We start from the raw sequence: 24,361 nt of genomic DNA on the forward strand, positions 1-24,361 counted from the left end.
ATGAGGCGTTCCCTCTTCGCGGTATCCGCCGTCATCTGTGCGGCCATCCTTGCGTGGTGGGGCGGTGGCGCACTGCAAGACGATGCTGACGACGCCGCGCATGGGGGAGCGTATCAATTGGCCCGCTTTCCGCACACGCTCATCGTGGGCGTCATTGGCAACTCGATGATGCCGCTGGAGGGTATTGAAGCGGACCGGCTGAGCGGTTTCTCGGGGGATCTCCTCATGCAGCTGTTGCCGCACGATCAAGTGCGAGTGGTCCCTCGCGTATTCAATCGGCGCGACGAGCTTCTCAATGCGGCATGTCGCGGCGATGTCGACATCGTCATGAGCGTGGCACCACGCTCTCAATACGACCATTGCCTGGAGTATTCGGCGCCGTATCTGGAACGCCCCACCGCAGTGGTCGCGCGCACGGAAAACGCCGAAATAGCGCAGAACCCCTTCGGGGCGGGCGTTCGCGTTGCGGTCGAGCAAGGCTCTTCACTCGAGCAGGAACTGGCCCATCAATACCCGAACATCGTGCTGATGAGCACGCCCACCGCAGCCGATGCTTTGGACGCCGTGCTCGACAAAACGGTCGACGTCTACGTTGGCGTCACCTACCCGACACGGGAACTGATGGCGCGGCCGCGCTACCGGGAGCTATCGATCGTGCAGCTTGCAAACCAGCAGGTCGATGCGCTCCATTTCGCCGCGCCCCGGAATCGCGCGACGCTGATTCGCCATCTGGATCGCCATCTCGCGCAGTTGCCTGACACCACGATGAGCCAACTTCGCGCCCGTTGGATCGCTCAGGGCGGTACGTCGACCGTGGCGCTGCAATTGTCGGATGATGAGCGCGCCATGCTGGCATCGCTGCCCCCGTTGCGATACGCAGCCGACCCGGATTACATGCCGTACACCTTTGACGACACTGGCGGCGGCCTGCTCGGCATCTTCCCGGAGTACCAGAATTTCCTCTCGCGAACGCTGGGCCTGCAGTTCGAGCGCGTCCCCGTGCGTGACTGGGCCGACGCGCTCGACAAGGCGGGCAATGGCGAGGTCGACATCTTGCTCGGCATGTCAGACCAGGATGCTCGCCCAGCTGGATTTGCGCTCACGCAGCCCATCGACGCCACGCCGCTGGTTATCGTCGGGCGCAACGATGCGTTGACTGTGGCGGCATTGTCCGAGCTTTCCGGCAAGACTGTCGCACTGCCTGCCAGCGATACGCTGACCGCGATATTGCACCAAAACGTGCCGAAAATCCGTCTCGTGCCGGCGGGTTCGGTCGACAACGCGCTGTCTATGGTGGCCAGCGGCAAAGCCGATTTCACCATTGTCAATCTGCCGGTGGCCGACGCGTTGATCCGCCACCATTTTCCTGGCGAACTGAAGGTCACAGGCTCGGCCAACACGATTGAGAGCATCGGCGTGGGCGTGTCGGCGCGGTACGCCGCGCTGGTGCCGCTTATCAACCGCGCGCTTTTTGCCATGCCTGAAGGCGAGCAGGTCAGCATCCGCAACAAGTGGCTGTCGGTCAGCTATCAGCTCGGTCCTTCGGCGTCGGCCGTGCTCGGCAAGTTTGGGCCGGTGGCCGCACTGGTGCTGGCGGCAATAGTGGCGCTCTTCATCAAGCAGATGCAACTGCGCCGCGAGAATCATCAGCGCCGCCGCGCTGAAGAGACCCTCGCCCAACAACTGAGCTTTCAGCGCGCGCTGATGGAGGCCGTGCCGTTCCCGCTCGTCGCCAAAGACGCCGCGCAGCGTTACGTTGCCGTGAATGCAGCCTTCTGCAACATGTTTGGCCAACCCCGCGCTTCGTTGCTGGGGCGCACGCCGCAGGAGCTCGGACTGTATTCGGTCAGCAACACGTCGCCGCTGTCCGATATCAACCAGCGCGCCGCGCAGATCAGCGAAAGCACGCGCGAAGAACTCATCATCGACACGCCGGACGGGCAATCGCGCAACGTGCTGTACTGGATCGAGCCGTTCCATCTGCCGGACGGGCAACCCGCGGGCACCGTCGCCTCGCTGGTCGACATCAGCGAGATTCGCGACGCGCAGGCCCGCGCGGAACGCCTCGAACAGCGCCTGCGCGAAGTCACCGAATCGCTGCCCGCGTTGGTCTACCAGTTTGAGCTGCCACCGGGCGAGGTGCAGGGACGCATCACCTACGTGGCTGGCAAGGCGCACGACACGCTGGGCGTCGAGCCGCAGGATTTGCTGCGGTACCTGTCCACGCCCGAACTGCTTATTTTTCAGGACGACCGGCAGCGGGTTCTGGAAAGCGTGCTGGCCTCCGCGCGAGAGTTGACGCCACTCGACCTGCAATTCCGCCACGTCAGCCCGGACGGTTCGGTGCGCTGGCTTCATGCACGCTCGATTCCGCACCGCGAGGCGGACGGCCGCACGGTCTGGAACGGCTACCTGAGCGATGTCACCACCGAGCGCGAGCAGGCCGACGCGTTGGAGGCGGCCAAGAACGCAGCGGAATCGGCGCTGCATGCCAAGGACCGTTTCCTGGCCATGATGAGCCACGAAATACGCACGCCGATGAACGGTGTGCTGGGACTGGTCGAACTGCTGCAGCAGACCAAGCTCGAAGGCGAGCAGAAGCAGATGGTCTCGTTGGTGCAGGATTCGGGGCGCGCCCTCCTGCATATCCTCGATGACATCCTCGACTACGCAAAGGTCGAGGCCGGCCGACTGGACATCTCACCGTCGGCCACCGACTTGCGTGAGGTCTTTGACGGCACGGTCGGCCTGTTGGCGAGCCGCGCGCACGAAAAAGCGCTCGCCATGCACGTGGATGTGGCCGCCGAGGTGCCGGCCAGCGTCTCGGTCGACGGCATTCGTCTTCGGCAGATCCTGTTCAACCTGCTTTCCAACGCCATCAAGTTCACCGATGCAGGCAGCGTGCGGCTTTCGGCGAAATGCACGCACGTAACGGACGATACGGCGCATCTCGCCATCAGCGTCTCCGATACAGGCATCGGCATCTCGCCGGAGGTTCAGGCCACGCTGTTCGCACCGTTTGTGCAGGCGGAGCGCTCGACCACGCGCCGCTACGGCGGTACCGGCCTCGGGCTGGCGATCTCTCGTCAGCTTGCCGGCCTCATGGGCGGCGAACTGGTCATGGAGAGCGCCCCGGGGCACGGCACTGCCGTCACGCTGCGGCTGGCCGTGCCAGTGCTTGAGGCGCGGTATGCGTTACCGCAACTGGCGGGATGCAGTGTTGCCATTGTTGTGGACGACGCGGCCGTGCGACACAGCCTCGCGCAATTCGCGATCGCGGCCGGACTGCAAGCAGCCCCCGTGGCCGACGCCGACATTCTCTTGAGCTCGACCGCACACTCAGATGCGCGCGCCGTCCGCATCACCACGGAACCCTGTCATGCCGGACCCGGCAACACCCTGAGCATCAACCCGCTGAACTGGCATGCGTTTGTGGAGGCGTGTGAGCGCGCGCTTCCCGCATCCGACCCTATGCAGGCGACCAGCGCCGCGACACATGCGCTGCCGGCCGCAGCACCACCGTGTGACGCGCAGGGTGCGCACATCCTCGTGGCGGAAGACCATCCCATCAACCGCGAACTGATCGCAAAGCAACTCCGCTTGCTGGGGTACCGCGTAACGCTGGCCGAAGATGGGGTGGTCGCGCTCGAGCGCCTGCACGAACACCGTTTCGACGCGTTGCTCACCGATTGCCACATGCCGCGCATGGACGGCTTCGATCTCGCGCGGCATATCCGCCAGGAAGAAGGCGACGGCCCTCGCCTGCCTATCATCGCCATCACGGCAACAACGCTGTCCGAGGAGCATGCGCGCTGCCGCGCCGTGGGCATGGACGCGAGCCTGCTGAAACCGACCACGCTTGCCACGCTGCAGGAAGCGCTGTCAGCGCTGTGGAGCGCTGACGCTCCCGCAGGCGCCGGCGCGGCCGCGGAGCAACCGCCCACCATCTCGCTCGACGACTTGCGCGCCGCACTCGGGTCGGACCCCGCCGCGGTCGACTTGGCGCAGGTCTTCCTGTCTTCGCTGGCCGATGACGCCCAGCGCCTCCAGCCGCTGCTGGACGCGATGGACCGTGCAGCGCTGCGCCGTTGGGCCCATCGCACCGGTGGTGCCCTCGCGCTGTTGCATAACCCGGGCGTGGACGCCGTAGCCGAAGCGTTCCGCCATGCCGTGCATGACGGCACTGCGAACGACATCCGCGCTGCCGGCGCGCGCACGATGCGGCTTTTGACGCATATCAACGGGTTACTCGGCGCCTTCGGATCGCCCGTCGCCGACGTTGTGCACCGCACGCAAGTGACGGATTCATAAGGGAAAACCGTTTCAAGCGGTCGATGCATCGCTTTTAGATCAACCATTCCAATCGGCCGATTGACTCGCTCCAGGCAGCCTCCTACGATGACATCGATCAATGTCACATTAAGAGGCGCCCAAGTGGTGCCCACGGAGACACCACGTGAACGCACGGACCGATTTCCCGCGTGCCGACGCTTCTGCGCCGACCCCGCACAGCCCCGACGCCCCCGCCCTGATTGATGCCGCCATCATCGGGACGGGTTTTGCCGGCCTGGGGATGGCGATCCAGCTCAAGCAGCACGGCATCGATAACTTCCTCGTCTTCGAAAAAGCGGGTTCGGTAGGCGGCACGTGGCGCGACAACCACTACCCCGGCTGCGCGTGCGATGTGCAATCGCACCTGTATTCGTTTTCGTTCGCGCCCAATCCGGACTGGTCGCGCATGTATTCGCCGCAGCCGGAAATCCGCGCGTATCTGGAGCGCTGCACCGATGAATTTGGCGTGCGCCCGCATGTGCGCTTCCATCACGAACTGGCGCGCGCGGCATTCGACGATGCTGCAGGCGTGTGGAACCTGGAGATGGCCGACGGCCGCCGCTACCGCGCCCGCACGCTGATCTCCGGCATGGGCGGCCTGAGCCGTCCGGCCTGGCCGAACATTCCCGGCATCGAAACCTTCCAGGGCAAGGCCTTCCACTCCCAGCTCTGGGAACACGATTACGACCTGCGCGGCAAGCGCGTCGCCGTGATCGGCACGGGTGCGTCGGCCATCCAGTTCGTGCCGCAGATTGCGCCGAAGGTCGGCCGCCTCGACCTGTATCAGCGCACGCCGCCGTGGATCCTGCCCAAGCCCGACCGCAAGGTGTCGCGCGCGGAGCATTGGCTGTTCCGCCACCTGCCGTTCACGCAAAAGCTGATGCGCACGGGCATCTATTGGATGCTGGAATCGCGCGTGCTCGGCTTCGTGATCCATCCGAAGTTAATGAAGGCAGTGGAACGCATGGCCCGCGGCCATATCAAGCGCCGCGTTGCAGACCCGGTGCTGCGCGAGAAGGTCACGCCCAACTACACCATCGGCTGCAAGCGCATCCTGATCTCGAACGACTATTACCCGGCGCTCACGCGCGACAACGTCGACGTCATCACCTCAGGCATCGCACGCGTGGAGCCCAACGCCATCGTCACCACCGACGGCACGCGGCGCGAAGTCGATTGCCTGATCTTCGGCACGGGCTTTCACGCAACGGACCCGTTCCCGCGTGGTGTGCTGCTTGGCAGCCAGGGCGTGGACATTGTCGATGCGTGGGACAAGCACGGCGCGGAGGCGTACCTGGGCACGACCGTGTCGGGTTTCCCCAATTTCTTCATGGTGGTGGGCCCGAACACGGGGCTCGGCCACTCGTCGATGGTGTTCATGATTGAGTCGCAGGTGGCGTACATCGTCGATGCGCTGAAGTCGATGCGCGCACACAACGTGGCCGCCATTGACGTGCGCCCGGATGTGCAGCGCCGCTTCAACGACGGCATCCAGAAGCGGCTGTCGAACGCGATCTGGTCTGCCGGCGGCTGCGTAAGCTGGTACCTCGATCCGAAGACCGGCAAGAACACGACGCTGTGGCCGGGATTCACGTGGCAGTTCCGTCGCGCGACCGCGCATTTCCGCCTGGCGGATTACCGCACGCGCCCGATGACCGTACCGAAGGGTGTGCCGCTGCGCGTACCTGCCCGCACGGTGCCCGCCGCTCAGAACACCCCTAACGAAGAAGCGCTCGACCGCGCCTGAGGCGCGTCAGCCACACGGAGACCCCGCCATGAAGTCATTCAACAATCAGGTTGCCGCCATCACGGGTGCCGCGTCGGGCATGGGCCGATCGCTGGCGCTGCAGTTGGCCCGCGAAGGCTGCCACCTCGCGCTGGCCGATCGCAATGAAGCAGCGCTCGCGCAGACACTGCAACTGGTGCGCGCGCACGAGGGCGACCGCATCCGCGTGACCACGCATGCGGTCGACGTGGCCGACCGCGCCGCCGTGTACCGCTGGGCCGAAGAAGCGGCCGCCGCGCACGGCAAGGTCAACCTGATTTTCAACAACGCGGGCGTGGCGCTGTCCAGCACGATCGAAGGCATGGAAGACGACGAGCTGGCCTGGATCATGAACATCAACTTCTGGGGCGTCGTACACGGTACCAAGGCGTTCCTGCCGCTGCTCAAGGCAACGGGCAACGGCCACATCATCAATACGTCGAGCATCTTCGGCATCTTCGCGCAGCCGGGCATGGGCGCCTACAACGCCAGCAAGTACGCCGTGCGCGGCTACACCGAAGCGCTGCGCCAGGAACTGGATCTGATGAACTGCGGCGTGTCGGCCACGTGCGTCCATCCGGGCGGCATCAAGACCAACATTGCCAAGTCGAGCCGCGTCTCGCCGAGCATGAACGGCTTCCTGGTGCGCGACGAACAGCAAGGCAAGGCGGAGTTCGAGAAGTTCTTCATCACCTCGGCAGAGAAGGCCGCGCAGGTGATTCTGGATGGCGTGCGCAAGAACAAGCGCCGCGTGCTGATCGGCCCCGATGCGCACGCTGCAGACGTGATGGCCCGCGTGCTGCCTGCCGCGTATCAGGCGCTGGTCGTGCGCGAAGCCCGCCGCACGCGCAAGAAGGCACTGCGCGACGATACGGCGCCGGCCACCGCGCGCGCCAAGTAGGAGGTGCCGATGGACACGGCCACCACCGGCGAACTGTTCGCCAGCCCCCCGCGCGCGAATCTGCTCAATGTCGCCCGCGCGATGCTGCGTCCCGGCCGCATCGGCCTGCGCAGCATCGGGCGCGACGTGCTGATCGCGCGCTACGCCAAGCCGCAATCGCGCTACCTGCCCCTGATGGGCACGCGCGTGCATTACACCGATGAAGGTGCCGCCAATTCCGACGGCACGTTGCTGCTGATCCACGGCTTTGGCGCATCGCTGCACACGTGGGATGGCGTGCTGCCGCAACTCACGCGGCGCTATCGCGTGATTCGGCTCGACCTGCCGCCGTTCGGTATCACCGGCCCACTGCGCGACGCTCAGGGCCGCCCGCGCACGATGGAGCTGCCGCTGTACCGCGACTTCATCGACGCGTTTGTCGACACGCTCGGCCTGTCGAAACTGACCCTGGTCGGCAACTCGCTGGGCGGCATGGTGTCGTGGGACTTTGCCGTGCGGCACCCGGGCCGCGTCGAGAAGCTCGTGCTGATCGATTCGGCCGGCTTTCCGATGAAGCTGCCGATCTACATCGATCTGTTCAATCACATTGGCGTGCGGATGACGTCGCCGTGGATGCTGCCGGAGGGGATCATCCGCGCCGCCACGCGCGATGTGTATGGCGACCCGTCGCGCGTGTCCGAACCCACGCTGCGCCGCTACGCCGATTTCTTCTATGCCGACGGCGCACGACAGGCCATCGGCAAGATGGTGCCGAAGTTCCGCTTTGACGATGTCGATACCAGCGGGCTGGCCTCGATCCGAGTGCCCACGCTCATCCTCTGGGGCCAGCGCGACCGGTGGATCCCGCCCGCGCATGCCGGCGAATTCGCCCGCCGCATTCCCGGCGCCACGCTGCGCATGTATCCGGCGCTCGGCCATATCCCGATGGAGGAAGACCCCGTACGCGTGGGGACCGACCTCTGTGCATTCCTCGATCAGGGGCGCGCATCGACGCGCCTTTCAGAAACCACATTCCAGGAGAACCGCCCATGATGCCAGTCCGTCGCGACGTGCATCCTCACCTGCCGGCTGATCGCATCAGCAACTGGCACGAGCGAGGCCCGCACGTGACCCACTTCCTGAACGCGCTGTCGATCTTCTTCCCGACCGGCGAGCGCTTCTTCATGGACAGCGTGCGCAACTACCGCCATCTGGTGACCGACCCCGAGCTCAAGCAGGCCGTGGCCGGCTTCATCGGGCAGGAGGCCATGCACACGCGTGAGCACGTGCTGTACAACGACCTGCTCGATCGCGCCGGCCTGCCCGCCACGCGGATCGACCGCTTTATTGGCAAGTTCCTGAACGTGCTGCGCAAGTACACGCCCAAGTCGCACCAGTTGGCCGTGACCGTGGCGCTTGAGCACTACACCGCCATGCTGGCCGGCCAGGTGCTTTCGCATGAAGATGGCCTGGGCCGCAATTCGGAACCCGGCTATCGCCAGGTCTGGCTGTGGCACGCCATGGAAGAGACCGAGCACAAGGCCGTCAGCTACGACGTCTGGAACCTGGCCATCAAGCCGGGCGTGGGCCGCTACCTCACGCGCACGCTGACGATGTTGGTGACGACCGTTACATTCTGGGCGATGGTGTTCTACGTGCACTTGCGGCTGATCTTTGCGGATCGCACCGTCAAGCACAAATTCCTCGGCCTCGGTAAGGCGTTCCATTTCCTGTGGATTCACCCGGCGCCGCTGCGCAAGATCATCCCGGAATTCTTCGACTTTTTCCGGCCTTCATTTCACCCCTGGGATGAAGACAACCGTGACGCACTTGAACGCCTGCCCAAGCTGATCTCGGAAATTGAAGCGTACGCCGCTGCAAACGGCGAAGCGCCGTCGCCGTCGATCCGCCGCAAGCTGTCGACGGCGGGCGCGGCCGGATCTTGAGCAGGCATTCAAAACGCCTGCAGCACCCGTCATATCGGGATCAAACTAGAAATAGATCAGGCGCGCCCCACGCATGGGCGCGCTGGAGACACTAGCCTTTGTCCGGCCCGGGCGCGCTGCCCGGCGGTTCGTGCATGTGCTCGATGACCTGCGCCACGCGGTCGCCAAGGTATTTGTTGGCGGCCGTCTCGAGCGCACGCATCAGCTCAGCCTCGACCGCGACCAGCGCCAGCGGACGGATGCGCCAGATCACGTCGACCAGACGCGGCACGTCTTCGACTGGCGGCAGGTCGCTGCCGTACTTGTCGAGTTCGCGCACCACCATGGCGACAAGATCGTCGGCCACCGCCTGCGTATGCGGCCGGGCACGCTCGATGATGTCGAGCACTTCGACGAGCGGGAAACCGGCTTTTGCCATCTGTGCGCCGGCCAGCAGTGCTTTCGGGCTGCGCGCCAGATAGCCCAGGCCATCGGGTTCAAGCAGGCCGAGCGAGATGGCGCGCGCCAGCGCCTGACGCGACATGGCACGGCCGAACAGCTTGGCGAGCGCCAGGAGCGAGTAGTGCTTGGGCGACTCATCGGACCAGGGGCTCGCGATGGCGGATTCGAGCCCGAGGATGGAGCGCAGGTCATGGCCCTCGACGATGGCCTTGAGCAGCTCCTGGATGTTGGAGAGCGTGTAGCCGCGCCCGAGCAGATGATTGATGAGCTTGAGCCGCCCCAGATGCGCCTGCGTGTAGATGCCCACGCGGCCGCGCCGCTCGGGCGGATCGATCAGGCCGCGGTCCTGATACGAGCGGACGTTGCGGACAGTGGTTTCAGCCGCGCGCGCCAGTTCATCGATGGTGAACTCGCGGGCGGGCGGAGTGGCAGGCGGACCGGCGTCGCCGGTTGGTTTGCGGGCAGGCATGCAAAAAATTCTACACGAGCGCGGCGACAGACCGCGTCGGTGACCGGAACGTTTCCGGTGCGTTTCTCACGACGAGGAGACCGTCGATGTGGGACTTCATGTTGCATTGGCTGCGCCGCTGGCAGTCTGTGGATGCTGTTGGCACATCCCGTGTTTCGCCCCCTGCCGGGGCCGACTTACTTTCTTTGTCTTGCCAAAGAAAGGTAAGCAAGGAAAGGCGCGCCCGAGATGGCGACTGCCCCTTGGATTTGTGTCACGGGGAGGGAGGAGAGGCAAACTCGCTGCGCTCAAACAGCCTCCCGTCTTTTTCCTCCCCGCGACAAAAATCCAAGGCGCCATCTAGGGCCGGGTACGGTCAAAACATCGGTGCGCGAGTGCGGGCTCCATGGCTTCGGGCTGCGGGCGCAGTGGTGGCGGCGCTGCTGCTGCAAAGCTGCGCCACCGCGGGCGACGGGCACGGCGCCATCGAAGCCGACAAAGCCAAGCAGCTGGAAGATGCACGCGCCCAGGCGCGGGCGCCATTCCAGTCGGGCAATCTCGCCACGCGTGAGGTGCGGCCCGCCACGCTGCGCGATTCTGGCCAGCCCGATGCGATCTCGTATCTGCGTCATGTCGATTTTCGTTTCGATGGCGGCGTGGGCTTCCTGGTCGATCAGCTCGCGCTGCGCATGGTGCCGCGTGCGCCCGGCGACCCGGTGTGGCTCGACGATGTGTCGTCGTACACGCTGCAGCCGGTGAGCGGTTCGGTGCGCGTCACGGCCGAAAGCATGGCCGCGCTCTTCAATACCGTGGTCTTTGCGCGCGGGCCGGGCGAAGACCCCCCGTTGCGCGGCTTCAGTTTCTCGCTTGACGACGGCACGCTCGACATGCGCGCCGAGATGCGCCGGCGCGGCGCCTGGGTGCCGATCGAACTGCGGGGCCCGCTGGTGCTGCGCGATCCGCAGACTATCGTGTTTCGCCCCAACGTGGTCAAGGTGCGCGGGCAGGATGCCGCCGCGCTGATGGGCGCGGCGCATATCGAACTGGCCGATCTGTTGCCGGTATCGACGCCTGCCGTGCAGCTGACTGGCAGCGAAATCGTCATGCAGGTGCCCAAGCTGTTTCCGCCACCCGCGCTGGAGTTGAAGCTTTCCGCCATTCGCGTCGCGCGGGACGGGCTGCTCATGCAGATCGGCGATGGCAACCCGCAGATGCCGCCGCTGGCGAACGCCGCCGATGCACAGCGCCCGTACATCCTCTTCCGCGGCGGTGACATCCGATTCATGCGCTCGATGCCGATGAACGCGCGCATCGATATCGTCGTGGCCGACCCGGCCAAGCCCTTTGTGTTCAACCTGTACCGCTATCGCGATCAGCTGGTGGCCGGGTCGCTGCGCTTCTCGACGGATGGCGGCATCCGCGTGCTGATGCCGTCGTTCGACACGCTCGCCGCCGCCAAGGCGACTGCGATTGCCAAGACCAGCAAGCCTGCCCTGCAACTCGCCAAGAGGACCGCGCCATGATCGCCCCCGCCTTCGCTCTCGCTGCCGTGATGCTGCGCCTGGCGCTGGTGACGCTTGGCTTGGCCGGGCTGCTCGCCAGCGCCCTCGCCCGCGCCGCCGAGCCGCCGATGGCCAACGCCCAACGCAAGGAGCTGACCGCGGTGCGCCAGCAATGGTCGCAGCGGTGCGACCCGTCCTCCGGCGCGCCCAATGCCAGCGGCCCCGCCGTCGCGCGCGACTCCGGCACCGCACCGCCCGTCGTGCAGATGCGCGATGTGGATTTCCGCATCACCGGCGACATCGGCTTCCACGTACACCAGCTCACCGCGCAACTTGTGTCGCACAAGCCGGGGCAGCCCGTCGACATGGACGATCCGGGCCAGTTCGACATCCGCATCCTGGGCGGTGAAGTGACGGTGCCCAAGGATTCGCTCGACGCGCTCTTCAACCGGTATCTGCTCGACTATTCGCCGCGCTCGCTCAATGCGCTGTCGCTCACGCCCGGCGACGGCGTGCTCGACGTCTCCGGCGGGCTCAAGCTGCGCAATCATTTTCCCGGAGTGTGGCTGCCGTTCGGCATGCGCGGCACATTGGCGCTCAAGGAATCGCGCTATCTCGTCTACACGCCCACCGAGGCACGCGTGATGGGCATCCAGACGCTGGCGCTGCTCAAAGGGATGGGGCTGGAGCTGTCGCAGCTTGCGCCGCTCAATCGCACCGGCGCCAAGCTGGATGGCAACGACATGGTGCTGGACCAATACACGGTCTTCCCGCCGCCGCGCCTGGTCGGTCAGATGAAGACGGCGCGTGTTACGCCTGACGGGCTGGTGCTCGGGTTCGGCCCCGCGCCCGCCATGTGTGCGCCGGCGCCAACCGACGCCGCGAGCCGCATCTGGATCCAGTCCGGAGACCTGAAGATGTACAACGTGCTGGTCGCCAACAGCCGCATTCTCGTGACCGATACATCAACACGCGGGCCGCTGCGCTTCGACCTGTATCACTACCGCGAGGCCGCCGCGCGCGGCACCACGCGCATGGATGCCGATGGCACGCTGCGTGTGGACCTCGCGCCGGCAGGGGCCGCTCAATAGCGCCATCGTCACAGCGCATTACTTCTCGCAGACGGCATGCAGGATTGCCTCGCCCTCTGAGCGCGGCACGACAGCCTCCCAGCGCGGGCCGTCGATGGTCTTGGTGAGCACCGTGCCGTGCTGGCTGTCCTGGATCAGCGCACTGACCGGCAGGATTCGCCCCTCCTTGCAGTCGTAGACGGACGTACGCGTATCGTATTGATACGCCTTGCCGTCCGACAGCTTGCGCGGCGCGTCATAGGCGTCGCGCGTGGTGGCGCGCACCGTGCCATCCGTGTTGCGCTGGATGGAGTCTTTGTCCAGATAGAGCGAGCCGCTGTTGTTCGCCAGCGGAGCAAGCTTGACCCAGTTGTCAGCCGCCATGGCTGTCGAGCCACCCATTGCCAGGGCAGCCGCCACCCAGTAGATCAGCGTGGTTCGTTCCGTTCGCATCGCAACCTCCGTTTGCCTCATTGCACATACGTATGCGCGGCGCAGCAGCATGGCTGCATCGTTCTCCGCACATCAAAAAATGCGTAGCAAACGGCGTGCCCCGCGCGTGACAGTGCTGCAGCAGGGAACAAAAAAGCCCGCTCGAGGCGGGCTTCTTCGGGAATGCAGGGCGGCTTACTTGGCAGCAGCGGCCATGTAGTCGACGGCGGCTTTCACGTCGTCGTCCGAGCCGGCGTAAGTGCCCTTGGGCGGCATCGCGCCCTTGCCGTGCAGCGCGGAGTCATACAACTTGGCCTTGCCTTGGGCAATCCGCGGCGCCCAGGCGGCCTTGTCGCCAAACTTCGGCGCGCCAGCCACACCGGCGGCGTGGCACATCTGGCAAGTCGACTCGTAGACCTTCTTGCCAACTTCGCCCGCCGAGGCTTGCGGTGCGGCGGCTGCAGCCGGCGCGGCCGGTGCTGCCGCAGCAGGTGCCGGCGCAGCAGCGGCCGGAGCCTGTGCAGCCGCCGGGGCCGATGCTTCCGGTGCAGCCGCTTGAGCCGGTGCTGCGCCCGCGCCGGCCGGGGCGGCCGGTTCCTGCAGCTTGCCGCCCGCAGAGTTGGCCATGTAGACGATGGCCCGCTCGATTTCGTAGTCGCTCACGTCATCCGGCGACGTGCCGCCACGCGCCGGCATACCGCCCTTGCCCGCCAGCGCCACCTTCGTCAGGCCATCGAGTCCCTGCGACAGGCGCGGGCCCCAGCTTGCCGCATCGCCAAACTTCGGCGCCCCGGCCACGCCTGCTGCGTGGCAGGTCGCGCAGACTTCCTTGTAGAGCTGCTCGCCGGTCTTGTAGACGCGCGGTGCGTTCGGGTCTTTCAGTTCGAGTTGTGCAACCGGCTTGATGCGATCGTTGACGGCCTCTTCCGACATGCCGGAACCGCCTGCGCCTTCCCGGGCGCCCAGGCCAACGTAATTGGCCAGCAGGATGATGATGAGGATGGGAACGGCAAAGGCGGCGATGACCGCGATGATCAGCTGCTTGGGGGTCTTGATCAGAGGCTCGTGTTCGTCGTGTTGCGCGTCGCTCATGCTCAACTCTCAGGATGGTGGAACCGCTCTTGGAGCCCTCGGAGCGCCGCCGGCAAGGTCACGAGCATCGCCGGCAGAGCGTGGGGGCCGCATTCGATCGCGATGAGGGCAGGAAGACCGTGGCGATGCAATCGCCGCGTCGGCCCAGACAGACCTGTCCCCGTCTTTCTTCTGGCAAATAACGCGCGATTATATCCGCAATGCTTTGGCCTTTGACACGCGGGACAGCCCTAGGCGCCGCTTTTCGACCTGCGTCAAAAACCCAACGAAACGTTGCAGCAGCAGGCCTCATACCCGGGGGCTCACAGGGCTGCGATGGACGCTTGCGCCCAAATGCGCTATCCTGCGGGGCTTCCTTTTCGGTGCGTTCTGCGCCGATATGCGCCCGTAGCTCAATGGATAGAGTACTGCCCTCCGAAGGCAGGGGTTGCTGGTTCGATCCCAGCCGGGCGCGCCAAACATCAAAGATTGGCCCAAACTTGTACGGTTTCCCCCGTCAGAACCGCGCTTCTGCCGGAACGTGCTGTTTGCCTGTTTCCGAACCGTGTCCAGTCCCCCTGCATTTTTTATTCCTCGATCGCGCTGCGGGCACACTGAAAATCACCACCCATCAGGATTCGAACCGTGAGCCGTTATTGGAGCAAGATCGTTGAGCAACTTGTGCCTTACGTCCCGGGGGAGCAGCCGGACATCGCGCGGCCCATCAAGCTGAACACCAACGAGAACCCTTACCCGCCGTCGCCGCGCGTGGTGGCGGCAATCTCTGCAGAACTGGGCGAGACGGGCGACAGCCTGCGCCGTTATCCCGATCCGCTCTCGCTCCGGCTGCGCGAGACGGTCGCCGCGCATGTCGGCCTCCGGCCGGAACAGGTTTTTGCCGGCAACGGGTCGGACGAAGTGCTGGCGCACGTCTTTCAGGCGCTGCTCAAGCACGACAAGCCGCTGCGCTTTCCCGACATCTCATACAGCTTCTATCCGACCTACGCGCGGCTGTACGGCGTGCAGCACGAAGTGGTGCCGCTGGCAGACGATTTCACCATCCGCGCCGACGACTATCTTGACGACGCAGGCGGCGTGCTGTTCCCGAACCCGAACGCTCCGACCGGCCACGCGCTGCCGCTGGCGGAGATCGAGCGGATCGTCGCCGCGAACCCGTCGTCGGTCGTAGTGGTCGATGAGGCTTATGTGGATTTCGGCGCGGAGTCGGCCATTGCGCTCATCGACCGCTATCCCAACCTGCTGGTCGTGCACACGACGTCGAAGTCGCGCTCGCTGGCCGGCATGCGGATCGGCTTCGCGTTCGGGCACGCGGCGCTGATCGAAGCGCTCAACCGCGTGAAAGACAGCTTCAATTCGTATCCGCTGGACCGCCTTGCGCAGGCGGCCGCCCAAGCGGCTTACGAAGACGATGCGTACTTCCGCACCACGTGCGCTCGCGTGGTGGCAAGCCGCGTGCGACTGACGCAAGCGCTGCAGGCGCTGGGGTTCGAAGTCGTGCCGTCGATGGCGAACTTTGTCTTCGCCCGGCATCCGGTCCACGATGCGGCCACGCTCGCGGCGCGCCTGAAAGAGCAAGCCATCTTCGTGCGCCACTTCAAGCTCGCACGCATCGACCAGCATCTGCGCATCACCGTCGGCACCGACGATGAATGCGACGCATTCTTAAACGCATTGCAGGGTCTGCTGAAGTAAGTACGCACGCGCGTGCGGCAAATTGCCACCGGGGTCGGCCAGCCATTTGGGGGGCGGCGCCCCGCGCTGACGGCTGCACGTCCCGATCGCACGGTGCATGTGGGTACCTGCGCGGCATGGCACGGCGCCGATCGAAGGCCACGAACATCCGCGATTGCTGCGCTCAGGTATGGGGAACATTGACCGGACGCAGATGCCGCCGCCCGATTGCTGTGCCAGAATGCACAAGCGGGTAAACGGCGCGCCGACGCCGTCCGCTGTCCCCTAGGGCGAGCCTGAGCACTGCGCGGGCGGCACGGGACGCCACACAACACACTCCCACAAAAGGAATCAGCATGTCCAATCGTCGTCAATTCCTGAAGAGCATCCCCATCGTGGCCGCCGCGGGCGCCGTCATGTCGATGTCGGACCTGGCACTGGCTGCACCGATGGTGGCGGAAACCGATCCGCAAGCCAAGGCACTGGGCTACGTGGCTGACACGACCAAGGCCGACAAGGCCAAGTTCCCGAAGCACACGCCGGATCAGCACTGCGGCAACTGCGCCCTGTACCAAGGCGGTACGGCTGCGCAAGGCGGCTGCCCGCTGTTCGCCGGCAAGGACGTCGCCAACAAGGGCTGGTGCAGCGCCTGGGCAAAGAAGGCCTGAGCGAAGGAGCCTCGCCCCATGAAAAACGGACCCTGCGGGGTCCGTTTTTCATGGGCACTCGCTCTACAATGCCTGCCATGCCGTTCACATTCACACCCACTGTCCTCGTCATCGACGACGAACCGCACATCCGACGCTTCGTGCGCGCCGCGCTGGAGGAGGAAGGCTGCGAAGTCCACGAAGCCGACCGCGTCGAGCGCGGCCTGATCGAAGCGGGCACGCGTCAGCCGGATGCCGTGATTCTCGATCTCGGCTTGCCCGATGGCGACGGCATGCAGCTGATTCGCGAGTTGCGCACCTGGACGGAAGTGCCGGTGCTCGTGCTTTCGGCCCGCGTGGATGAGCGCGACAAGATCGAGGCGCTCGATGCGGGCGCGGATGATTACCTGACCAAACCGTTCGGCGTGGGCGAACTGGTTGCGCGCCTGCGCGTGCTGTTGCGGCGACATGCCAAGCGCGGCGAAGACGGCGGCAGCGTGATCCGCTTCGGCGAGGTGGAAGTCGACCTGGCGCGCCGCCTGGTCAGCCGCAACGGCGAGGCGGTCCATCTCACCCCGATCGAATACCGGCTGCTGGCGGTGCTGCTCGGCCGCCGCGGCACCGTGATGACGCACCGCGAGCTGCTGCGCGAAGTCTGGGGCCCGGCGCATTCCGACAGCAGCCACTACCTGCGCATCTACATGGGCCATCTGCGCCACAAGCTGGAACGCGATCCGGCGCGGCCCGAACACCTGCTGACCGAAGTCGGCGTGGGGTACCGGTTTACGGCGTAAGCCGGCTCACTGTTCCCTGATGCCGGCGGCGCGCACGATGCGGCCGTTGCTGTCGTATTCCGCGCGGATGGCCGCGGCAAATTGCTCGGCGGTGCCGCCGGCCGGCACCACGGCGGCCTGCGTAAGACGCTCGCGCAGATCGGGCGCAGCCAGCGCCTTGTTGATCTCTGCATTCAACCGGGCAACCACGGGGGCCGGCGTCTTGGCCGGCGCAAACACGCCAAAGGTCGACGCCATATTCGCCTTGGCGTAACCCAGCTCGGTAAAGGTCGGCACATTGGGCAGCGCATCGAGCCGGTGCGGCGCACCCACCGCGAGCGGGCGCAGCTTGCCGCTCGTGATGTGTTGCATCAGGGTCGGGCCGACGTTGGTCGACATGACTTCAACCTGGCCGCCCAGCGCATCGGTCAGTTGCTGGCCACCGCCCTTGTACGGGATGAGCGTGATATCCACACGCGCCTGCGACTTGATCTGCTCCAGCGCCAGATGCCCGACCGTACCGAGGCCCGATGTCGACCAGCGGATCGAACCTGGCTTGGCCCGCGACTGGCTCAGCATGTCGGCAAAGCTCTTGCCGGTGAACGACGGCGTGCCCAGCAGGATCATCGGTGCGTACATGACGTTGGCCACGGGCGCGATGTCTTTCTGCGGGTCGTACGGCAGCTTGCCGAAATGCGGATTGAGCGTCAGCGGGCTCACCGACGAAAAGCCCAGCGTGTAGCCATCCGGAGCCGCCTTGGCTACGGCGTCCATGCCGATGCTGCCGCCGGCACCGGCCCGGTTTTCCACCACCACCGGCTGGCCCAGTTGCGCCGACAGCTTTTCACCGAGCGCACGCGCCACGTTGTCGGAAATGCCGCCGGTCGGGTACGCGACGATGATGCGGATCGGCTTGGCCGGATAGTCCTGCGCTTGCACCGGCGCAGCAGCAAGCAACGGCAGACCGGCGCACAGTAGTGCAGCAGAAGCAATCAGACGACGGCGGGCAGTACGTGCGGAAGTCATGGCGCAATGTCGGAGGAAAGAAACGGAAAGAAACATTGTAGGCCGATGCTCAGGCAAGCTCGCCCCGGCAAAGTACAAAAACGGCAGGCAAAAGAAAAGGCGCCCGAAGGCGCCTTTTCCGTTCCCAATCGAGTGACAGCGTCGATTAGAAGATGTGGCGGATACCCACGCCAACGCTGGTCTGGTTAGTCTTGAACGAACCCGTGCCGTCAGCCGAGCCACCCGAAAGTTGCGGAATAGCGGCGTCCTTCACCTTGTTGTAGTCGACCGTGCCATACACTTGCGTGCGCTTGGACAGCGCGTACTCGGCCAGCAGCACGCCGGTGTAGCGCTTGCCAGTGTTGCCTGCCAGCAGGTTGGCGTTGTTGATGCTGTCGTAGTAGAACGCGCCCGTCAGTGCCAGTGCCGGGGTAGCCTGGTACGTCACGCCGGCCATGCCGACGTGGTCACGACGCTTAGTGTTGCCAGGCAGCACGCCGGCACCAAGCTGCTCAGCCGTAAAGCCGTTGACGGCATTCAGACCGAAGGCGCTGCCGCCTACGCAGTTGCCAGCTACAGAACCGGTAATCTTGTTCACCACACCGCTACCGTTCACGCAACCCGTAGCGTCGCTGCTGTCGATGTAGCCCAGGAACAGCTTGGCCGGTCCGATGGTGTAGTTACCACCGACGCTCCACACGGTCTGCTTGTTGCCAGCCACATCCTTGTGCTGCTGGTACAGCGCGCCAATCATGGCCGGACCGAATTCATACGACAGGGCACCGCCCAGGTACTGGTTCTGGCTCATGCTGCCCGGCACTTCGCCGAAGCCGTAGCCCAGACCAACGTACAGGCCGTTCCACTTGCCTTCGTACTTCAGCATGTTGGACTCACGCAGGCCGGTCAGACCGTAGAACATCCATGAGTTGCCGTCGTAGTTACCCACGCCCAGCGGATCGAAGTTGCCGCCCATCGTGAAGCCGAAGTTGTATTGACGGCCCAGCGTGATGGTACCCAGGTCCTTGTTCTGCAGACCCACGAACGACTGACGGTTGAACAACGTACCAGCGCTGCTCATCTTGCCGGTGGCCGAGTTGAAGCCGCTTTCCAGCACGAACAGAGCCTTGGTGCCGCCGCCCAGATCTTCCGAGCCCTTCAGGCCCCAGCGGCTGTTCGACACAGCGCCGCTTTCCATCTGGGTCACGCTGTTGCCAGCTTGGTTGGCGTTGTTGATGTAGTGAATGCTGGTATCGACAATACCGTACAGCGTCACGCTCGATTGGGCGTAGGCAGAACCTGCGAACAGGGCGCCAACTGCAACCAGAATGGCAGACTTTTTCATGTGGGCTCGTAATAAAAGAGTTGTCTCAAACCGCCCGACCCCGTGTGCATGAGGTTGGGCTCCTCCGTTTCCTTACTTCCGTGTCGGAAGTGCCGCGCAAATTTAACAAAAGCCCATATGTGCGGCAAAACAATTCACGGAATCGTTCTACCAAGTGTGGTAAGCGCGCATCGCTCTTAATGCACTGCACCAAATCGGCCTATCGCAAGGCTTGCGGGCTGGAGATGCCCTGCTGTGGTGCATCAAAGCCGAGCACGGGCTTTCAGGCGATATCTTGATTAGACAAAAAGGTTGGGGAATGACCGGAGGCGCTACGCCATTGGCACGCCTTTGAACGCCGTTTGCGCTGACTTGCATCATTTCGGCGCCGACAACGAACCGTTCGTCGCACCACCGTGGATACGGTATGCCCCCTGACCTAGGCTGTAGACCGTGGCAAGACAGCAAATGACCACGCCTAAAACAGCACCGAAAATCAGTTGAAGAAGGAGTTCGCCATGCGACTCAAGCAGATGGGGTTGGCCGCCATGCTGGCGGTCGGGGCCCTCGCGGCGGGCAGCGCTTGGGCGCAGGCCACCCGCGTGGAAGTGTTCGGGCAGGATGCACGCGCCGAACGGTTCGACGTCTATAGCGACGGTGCCCGCACCGGACGCTTCGACACGTATACCGAGGGCGCGCGCAGCGGCCGCTTCGATCCGTATTCGGACGGCATGCGCAGCGACCCGGCCGGCCGCTCCCGCGAAGCCGGCGGTACAGTCTACGGGTATCCGGTTCCGAATTGATGCGCCTAGCGGCATTCGCCGCGTTCGCCGCGCATTGAAGAGTTACGGGCCGGTCTCCAGGCATCCTCCGTTTTCCGCCTTTTGGCCCACTCTGGCCCCGCTGGTGATGCGCCAGCGGGGCTTTTTCATATGCTCAGATGAGCTTGTCGAGCGTGATCGGCAATTCGCGCACTCGCCGGCCGGTGGCGTGATAGACGGCATTGGCGATGGCTGCCGGCACGCCCGTGATACCGATCTCGCCGATGCCCTTGGCGCCGAGCGGGTTGATTTGCGGGTCCGCCTCATCGAGCACGAGGATGTCGATGTCGGGCACATCGGCGTTGACGGGCACGTGGTACTCCGCCAGGTTGTTGTTGACGATGCGACCGTAACGCGGGTCCAGCAGACTCTCTTCGAACAGCGCCATGCCCATCCCCCAGACGATGCCGCCCATGAGCTGGCTGCGGCCGGTCTTGGCATTGAGCAACCGCCCCACGCCGTAGCTGCCGACGATGCGCGAGACGCGGACCACGCCCAGATCCGCATCGACATGCACCTCGACAAACACCGCGCCGAACGAGTGCATTGAGAACTTCTGCTTTTCCTCGCCCGGCTGCACCTTGGCGGTCACCTCGATGGGACGGCCGTAGCGGGCGACCACGGCAGCCACGGGCTCACGCGCGCCGCTGCGTGCGCTCAGGAAGCCGTCGGCCACCGTGACCTCGTCTGCAGCGAGCCCGTGCAGCGGCGAGCTGGCATCGGCAACGGCTGCGGCAATCAACGCATCGCGCGCCTGCGTGCCCGCGGCCTGCACGGCGGGCGAGACGCTGGCCGCGCTCTGCGATCCGCCCGACACCGGCGCCTCGGGCATGCGCGTGTCGCCCAGGCTGAAGTGCACGCGGTCGACCGGCACGCCCATGGCATCCGCAGCTACCTGCGTCATCACCGTGTAGGTGCCGGTGCCCAGATCCTGCGAGCCCGATTCGACCTGCACCGTGCCGTCCGGCAGGTAGCGCGCGGTGGCGGCCGCGGCACTGCGGTTTGCGGGGTACGTGGCCGTGGCCATGCCCCACCCGACACGTGTATTGCCCTGGCGCATGCCGCCCGGCTGTGGATTGCGACGTGCCCAGCCAAAGCGCTCGGCGCCGGCGCGATAACACGCCGCCAGCGATTTGCTCGACCACGGGAGGCGTTTTTCCGGGTCCTGTACCGCATCGTTGCGCAGGCGCAGCTCCAACGGGTCGATATCGAGCGCGTAGGCCATCTCATCCAGTGCCACTTCCAGCGCGAACGTACCGGTGGCTTCGCCGGGCGCCCGCATGAACGTCGGCGTGCCGATGTTGAGGCGCGCGAGCCGATGCGTCGTCCGCTGGTGGGGCGTGTCGTAGAGCATGCGGGTCACGACGGCGCAGGGCTCGGTCCAGTCTTCAATCATCGACGTGGTGGTCAGCGAGTCATGAGAGATGGCGGTGAAGCGGCCATCGGGGCCGGCGCCCAAGGCGATGCGCTGCTCGGTGCGCGGGCGGCCGCCGACCGGGCCGAACATCTGCGGCCGCTCCAGGACCAGCTTGACGGGCCGCCCGGCCTGGCGCGCGGCCATCGCCGCCAGCACCACATGCGACCACACCGAGCCCTTGCAGCCGAACCCGCCGCCCACGAACGGGCACACCACACGGAGTTTGTCAGGCGACAGGCCAAGCGTCTTGGCGACGGTGCGGCGCACGCCCGAGACGTACTGCGTGCTGTCGTACAACGTGAGCGAATCGCCCTCCCACACCGCGATCGTCGCGTGCGGCTCCATCGGGTTGTGCGTTTCCATGGGCGTACCGTAGACGGCCTCGATGCGCTGCGCCGCTTGCGCCATGCCGGCGGCCAAATCGCCGCGCATGGTATCGGCCGACTGCCCCTGCACCTTGCCGGGCGAGTGGGCATCGGCGCGGGCGGTTTCGAAATCGAGCCGCGCTGCCTGCTGCGCAACCTCTACGCGCACCATGCGCGCTGCGGCCTGCGCATGTTCCAGCGTGTCGCCCACCACCAGCGCGACGGGCTGGCCGTTGTAATGCACCTGATCGTCCTGCAGCAACGAGAGCACGCGTCCGGCCGGTGGTTCCAGCGCGGGCTTGCCATCGTTTGGCAAGCGCGGCGCGTTCTCGTGCGTCATCACCAGCAGCACGCCGGGCATGGCCTGCGCGACGTGCGCATCGACCCGGCTGATCCGGCCGGCGGGCACCGTGCTTTGCACCAGCACCGCATGTACCAGACGCGGCACCTGAAACTCGGCGGAGTAGCGTGCCTGGCCCGTGACTTTAAGCAGACCGTCAGTGCGATCCAGCGGTTGGCCCACGTTGCTCATGCCACACCTCCAGTCGGGTCGGAAGCCACGGTTAGCGCGCGCGCCACTGCACGCTGTGTGAGCGGCACCTTGAAAGCGTTGTCGCGCAATGGCTGTGCGCCCTGCACGGCCAACGCGCCGGCCTGGGCAAACAACTGCGCGTCCAGCGCCTGCCCCGCCAGCATCTGCTCGGCCGCATGCGCACGCCACGGCTTGTGCGCGACGCCGCCCAGCGCGATGCGCGCCTCCCGGATCGTCCGCCCATCCGCTTGCAACGCCAGCGCCGCAGCCACCGACACCAGCGCAAACGCATAACTGGCACGGTCGCGCACCTTCAGGTAATGCACGTGCGGGCCGAACACGGGCGGCGGCAGATCGATGGCGACGATCAACTCACCGGGCCCGAGTGTCGTGTCGATTTCGGGGTGCGCTTCGGGAAGCCGATGGAACGCGTCGATCGGGATACGCCGCTCACCGTGCGCGCCGTGCACCACCACCGTGGCGTCGAGCGCGGCCAAGGCGACAGCCATGTCGGACGGATGCGTCGCCACGCAGGCCTCGCTGGCGCCGAGGATGGCGTGCATGCGATTGAAGCCCTCGCGCGCGGCACAGCCGGAACCGGGCTGCCGCTTGTTGCACGCCGGGTACGCCGTGTCGTAGAAGTAATGGCAACGCGTGCGCTGCATCAGGTTGCCGCCGTTGGTGGCCATGTTGCGCAGCTGCCCCGACGCACCCGACACAATCGCCTCGCTCAGGAGCGGATAGCGCGAGCGCACCAGCGGATGTGCCGCCGTGTCGGCATTGCGCGCCATCGCGCCCAGGCGAAGTCCACCGTCGGGCAACGCGCGAATCTGCGCCAGCGGCAGGCGGCTCACGTCCACCAGCCGCTGCGGTTGCTCGACGCCGCCCTTCATCAGGTCCAGCAGATTCGTCCCCCCGCCGATATAGCGCGCGCCCGGCTCGTTGCCCAGGCGCACGGCGGCCTCGACGGAAGATGCACGGTCATAAGCAATCGATTGCATGACGGCTCCTCAGGCAACGTTGCCGGACTTGGCGGCCACTACACGAATTGCCGCCACGATGTTGGGGTACGCGCCGCAGCGGCAGAGGTTGCCGCTCATACGCTCGCGTATTTCGTCTTCGGTCAGCGCAACGGCGCCGTCATTGCCGAGCGCCGCGGGCGACGTGACGGCGCTCGGCATGCCGCGGCGCGCCTCTTCCAACACGGCGACAGCCGAGCAAATCTGCCCCGGCGTGCAATAGCCGCACTGGAACGCGTCGTGTTCAAGAAAGGCCGCCTGCACCGAATGCAGCGCCGCGCGGTCAACCACGCCTTCATGCGCATGCGCCAACCCTTCAACGGTGGTGATGGCCTCGCCCTCGTGCATGATCGCCAGTGTCAGGCAGCTGTTAATGCGCCGACCATTCACGAGGACAGTGCACGCGCCGCACTGACCGCGGTCGCAGCCCTTCTTGGTGCCGGTCAGGCCGAGCACCTCGCGCAGCGCATCGAGCAATGTGACACGCGGCTCTAGCGACAACGCATACGGCTTGCCGTTGATATTGAGGGACACGGGCCGCGCCGGTGCCAACGCCGCCGAACGTGCCGGGGCCGACGCATCAGTGCGCGCGCCCGCCGACTCGTACGGCAACGCAAGCGCCGACGCCGCGGCGGCCGCGCTCTGCAAAAAGCCACGCCGGCTGGGGCGGGCGGGTGATCTATCCGTTGCCTGGGAAGGGTCGCTCGATGCTGCGGAGGGATGTTCTGACATGACGCACGCTCCACCGGCCGGGCGGGCCGTAGCTGGGGACATGCGTCAGGGGAAAGCAAGCGGAATACCCGGCACCCGGGCGGTGGGAAGCCGCAGGACAGCGGCTTCGCGCAGGAGATGTGCTGCGGCGCGTGTAAGGCTTACGCGCCG

At 65.5% G+C, this 24,361-nt stretch carries 19 protein-coding genes and 1 tRNA gene; 12 read left to right on the plus strand and 8 right to left on the minus strand.

Going from position 1 to position 24,361, the window contains the following annotated elements; translation table 11 throughout:
- From N5B55_RS14670 to N5B55_RS14690, 5 genes are all read left to right on the plus strand, one after another.
- Positions 1-4,311: an ATP-binding protein gene (locus N5B55_RS14670; RefSeq protein ID WP_304538516.1), complete on the plus strand. Its 4,311-nt coding sequence runs from the start codon at positions 1-3 to the stop codon at positions 4,309-4,311.
- A gap of 145 nt (positions 4,312-4,456) precedes the next feature.
- Positions 4,457-6,079 carry a flavin-containing monooxygenase gene (locus tag N5B55_RS14675; RefSeq protein WP_304538517.1) on the plus strand — a complete coding sequence of 541 codons (1,623 nt, stop codon included), beginning with the start codon at positions 4,457-4,459 and terminating at the stop codon, positions 6,077-6,079.
- Positions 6,080-6,107: 28 nt separating this feature from the next.
- A complete protein-coding gene (locus tag N5B55_RS14680; RefSeq protein ID WP_065858050.1) occupies positions 6,108-6,998 on the plus strand; it encodes an SDR family NAD(P)-dependent oxidoreductase in 891 nt (296 codons plus the stop codon).
- Between the two features lie 9 nt (positions 6,999-7,007).
- Positions 7,008-8,030 carry an alpha/beta fold hydrolase gene (locus N5B55_RS14685; RefSeq protein WP_304538518.1) on the plus strand — a complete coding sequence of 341 codons (1,023 nt, stop codon included), beginning with the start codon at positions 7,008-7,010 and terminating at the stop codon, positions 8,028-8,030.
- Entirely contained in the window at positions 8,027-8,923 is an 897-nt protein-coding gene (locus N5B55_RS14690; RefSeq protein ID WP_009239703.1) for a metal-dependent hydrolase, read from the plus strand. Before N5B55_RS14685 ends, N5B55_RS14690 begins: the two co-directional genes overlap by 4 nt.
- Before the next feature lie 91 nt (positions 8,924-9,014).
- Here the strand turns inward: N5B55_RS14690 and N5B55_RS14695 are convergent, their stop codons facing one another.
- The gene (locus N5B55_RS14695; protein ID WP_065858054.1) at positions 9,015-9,833 is read right to left on the minus strand and encodes a MerR family transcriptional regulator; all 819 of its coding nucleotides are present in this window, start codon (positions 9,831-9,833) and stop codon (positions 9,015-9,017) included.
- A 374-nt stretch (positions 9,834-10,207) separates the two neighbouring features.
- Between N5B55_RS14695 and N5B55_RS14700 the strand changes: the two genes are divergently transcribed.
- Together N5B55_RS14700 and N5B55_RS14705 are read left to right on the plus strand one after the other, a co-directional pair.
- Complete coding sequence (locus N5B55_RS14700) at positions 10,208-11,335, plus strand: hypothetical protein (protein ID WP_304538519.1); 1,128 nt, start codon at positions 10,208-10,210, stop codon at positions 11,333-11,335.
- Positions 11,332-12,405 (plus strand): LmeA family phospholipid-binding protein, encoded by a 1,074-nt coding sequence (locus N5B55_RS14705; protein ID WP_065858056.1) that lies wholly within the window; start codon positions 11,332-11,334, stop codon positions 12,403-12,405. The genes N5B55_RS14700 and N5B55_RS14705 overlap by 4 nt, the downstream gene beginning before the upstream one ends.
- Positions 12,406-12,423: 18 nt before the next feature.
- Here the strand turns inward: N5B55_RS14705 and N5B55_RS14710 are convergent, their stop codons facing one another.
- Complete coding sequence (locus N5B55_RS14710) at positions 12,424-12,837, minus strand: surface-adhesin E family protein (RefSeq protein WP_154208104.1); 414 nt, start codon at positions 12,835-12,837, stop codon at positions 12,424-12,426.
- Positions 12,838-13,011: 174 nt separating this feature from the next.
- Entirely contained in the window at positions 13,012-13,908 is an 897-nt protein-coding gene (locus tag N5B55_RS14715; protein WP_154208102.1) for a c-type cytochrome, read from the minus strand.
- 381 nt (positions 13,909-14,289) lie between these two features.
- Between N5B55_RS14715 and N5B55_RS14720 the strand changes: the two genes are divergently transcribed.
- The 4 genes from N5B55_RS14720 (at position 14,290) to kdpE (ending at position 17,020) form a co-directional block, all read left to right on the plus strand.
- Positions 14,290-14,365, plus strand: a tRNA-Arg gene (locus N5B55_RS14720).
- Positions 14,366-14,532: 167 nt separating this feature from the next.
- The gene (hisC, locus tag N5B55_RS14725; RefSeq protein ID WP_178959496.1) at positions 14,533-15,600 is read left to right on the plus strand and encodes a histidinol-phosphate transaminase; all 1,068 of its coding nucleotides are present in this window, start codon (positions 14,533-14,535) and stop codon (positions 15,598-15,600) included.
- A gap of 335 nt (positions 15,601-15,935) precedes the next feature.
- Complete coding sequence (locus N5B55_RS14730) at positions 15,936-16,247, plus strand: high-potential iron-sulfur protein (protein ID WP_004628878.1); 312 nt, start codon at positions 15,936-15,938, stop codon at positions 16,245-16,247.
- A 68-nt stretch (positions 16,248-16,315) separates the two neighbouring features.
- Positions 16,316-17,020 carry a two-component system response regulator KdpE gene (kdpE, locus tag N5B55_RS14735; protein ID WP_009277253.1) on the plus strand — a complete coding sequence of 235 codons (705 nt, stop codon included), beginning with the start codon at positions 16,316-16,318 and terminating at the stop codon, positions 17,018-17,020.
- Positions 17,021-17,026: 6 nt separating this feature from the next.
- On the opposite strand, the gene N5B55_RS14740 is transcribed toward kdpE, so the two are convergent.
- Positions 17,027-18,025 carry a Bug family tripartite tricarboxylate transporter substrate binding protein gene (locus tag N5B55_RS14740; RefSeq protein WP_304538520.1) on the minus strand — a complete coding sequence of 333 codons (999 nt, stop codon included), beginning with the start codon at positions 18,023-18,025 and terminating at the stop codon, positions 17,027-17,029.
- Positions 18,026-18,170: 145 nt separating this feature from the next.
- Positions 18,171-19,346 carry a porin gene (locus tag N5B55_RS14745; RefSeq protein WP_304538521.1) on the minus strand — a complete coding sequence of 392 codons (1,176 nt, stop codon included), beginning with the start codon at positions 19,344-19,346 and terminating at the stop codon, positions 18,171-18,173.
- Positions 19,347-19,843: 497 nt separating this feature from the next.
- On the opposite strand from N5B55_RS14745, the gene N5B55_RS14750 reads away from it, so the two are divergent.
- Complete coding sequence (locus tag N5B55_RS14750) at positions 19,844-20,128, plus strand: hypothetical protein (protein WP_009239694.1); 285 nt, start codon at positions 19,844-19,846, stop codon at positions 20,126-20,128.
- Between the two features lie 133 nt (positions 20,129-20,261).
- On the opposite strand, the gene N5B55_RS14755 is transcribed toward N5B55_RS14750, so the two are convergent.
- From N5B55_RS14755 to N5B55_RS14765, 3 genes are read right to left on the minus strand one after another with little or no spacing between them, the layout of a single operon-like run.
- Positions 20,262-22,460 (minus strand): xanthine dehydrogenase family protein molybdopterin-binding subunit, encoded by a 2,199-nt coding sequence (locus N5B55_RS14755; protein WP_304538522.1) that lies wholly within the window; start codon positions 22,458-22,460, stop codon positions 20,262-20,264.
- Complete coding sequence (locus N5B55_RS14760) at positions 22,457-23,461, minus strand: FAD binding domain-containing protein (protein ID WP_304538523.1); 1,005 nt, start codon at positions 23,459-23,461, stop codon at positions 22,457-22,459. Before N5B55_RS14760 ends, N5B55_RS14755 begins: the two co-directional genes overlap by 4 nt.
- A 9-nt stretch (positions 23,462-23,470) precedes the next feature.
- A complete protein-coding gene (locus N5B55_RS14765) occupies positions 23,471-24,211 on the minus strand; it encodes a 2Fe-2S iron-sulfur cluster-binding protein (RefSeq protein ID WP_304538524.1) in 741 nt (246 codons plus the stop codon).
- Positions 24,212-24,361: the final 150 nt, after the last annotated feature.

The organism is Ralstonia pickettii (genome assembly GCF_030582395.1).
In the GTDB taxonomy this organism is placed as follows: Bacteria; Pseudomonadota; Gammaproteobacteria; order Burkholderiales; family Burkholderiaceae; genus Ralstonia; species Ralstonia pickettii_D.

Coding starts and splice junctions, on each gene's coding strand:
- N5B55_RS14670 (WP_304538516.1), top strand. CDS start 1: ATGAGGCGTTCCCTCTTCGCGGTATCCGCCGTCATCTGTGCGGCCATC.
- N5B55_RS14680 (WP_065858050.1), top strand. CDS start 6,108: ATGAAGTCATTCAACAATCAGGTTGCCGCCATCACGGGTGCCGCGTCG.
- N5B55_RS14685 (WP_304538518.1), top strand. CDS start 7,008: ATGGACACGGCCACCACCGGCGAACTGTTCGCCAGCCCCCCGCGCGCG.
- N5B55_RS14690 (WP_009239703.1), top strand. CDS start 8,027: ATGATGCCAGTCCGTCGCGACGTGCATCCTCACCTGCCGGCTGATCGC.
- N5B55_RS14695 (WP_065858054.1), bottom strand. CDS start 9,833: ATGCCTGCCCGCAAACCAACCGGCGACGCCGGTCCGCCTGCCACTCCG.
- N5B55_RS14705 (WP_065858056.1), top strand. CDS start 11,332: ATGATCGCCCCCGCCTTCGCTCTCGCTGCCGTGATGCTGCGCCTGGCG.
- N5B55_RS14710 (WP_154208104.1), bottom strand. CDS start 12,837: ATGCGAACGGAACGAACCACGCTGATCTACTGGGTGGCGGCTGCCCTG.
- N5B55_RS14715 (WP_154208102.1), bottom strand. CDS start 13,908: ATGAGCGACGCGCAACACGACGAACACGAGCCTCTGATCAAGACCCCC.
- N5B55_RS14730 (WP_004628878.1), top strand. CDS start 15,936: ATGTCCAATCGTCGTCAATTCCTGAAGAGCATCCCCATCGTGGCCGCC.
- kdpE (WP_009277253.1), top strand. CDS start 16,316: ATGCCTGCCATGCCGTTCACATTCACACCCACTGTCCTCGTCATCGAC.
- N5B55_RS14740 (WP_304538520.1), bottom strand. CDS start 18,025: ATGACTTCCGCACGTACTGCCCGCCGTCGTCTGATTGCTTCTGCTGCA.
- N5B55_RS14745 (WP_304538521.1), bottom strand. CDS start 19,346: ATGAAAAAGTCTGCCATTCTGGTTGCAGTTGGCGCCCTGTTCGCAGGT.
- N5B55_RS14750 (WP_009239694.1), top strand. CDS start 19,844: ATGCGACTCAAGCAGATGGGGTTGGCCGCCATGCTGGCGGTCGGGGCC.
- N5B55_RS14755 (WP_304538522.1), bottom strand. CDS start 22,460: ATGAGCAACGTGGGCCAACCGCTGGATCGCACTGACGGTCTGCTTAAA.
- N5B55_RS14760 (WP_304538523.1), bottom strand. CDS start 23,461: ATGCAATCGATTGCTTATGACCGTGCATCTTCCGTCGAGGCCGCCGTG.
- N5B55_RS14765 (WP_304538524.1), bottom strand. CDS start 24,211: ATGTCAGAACATCCCTCCGCAGCATCGAGCGACCCTTCCCAGGCAACG.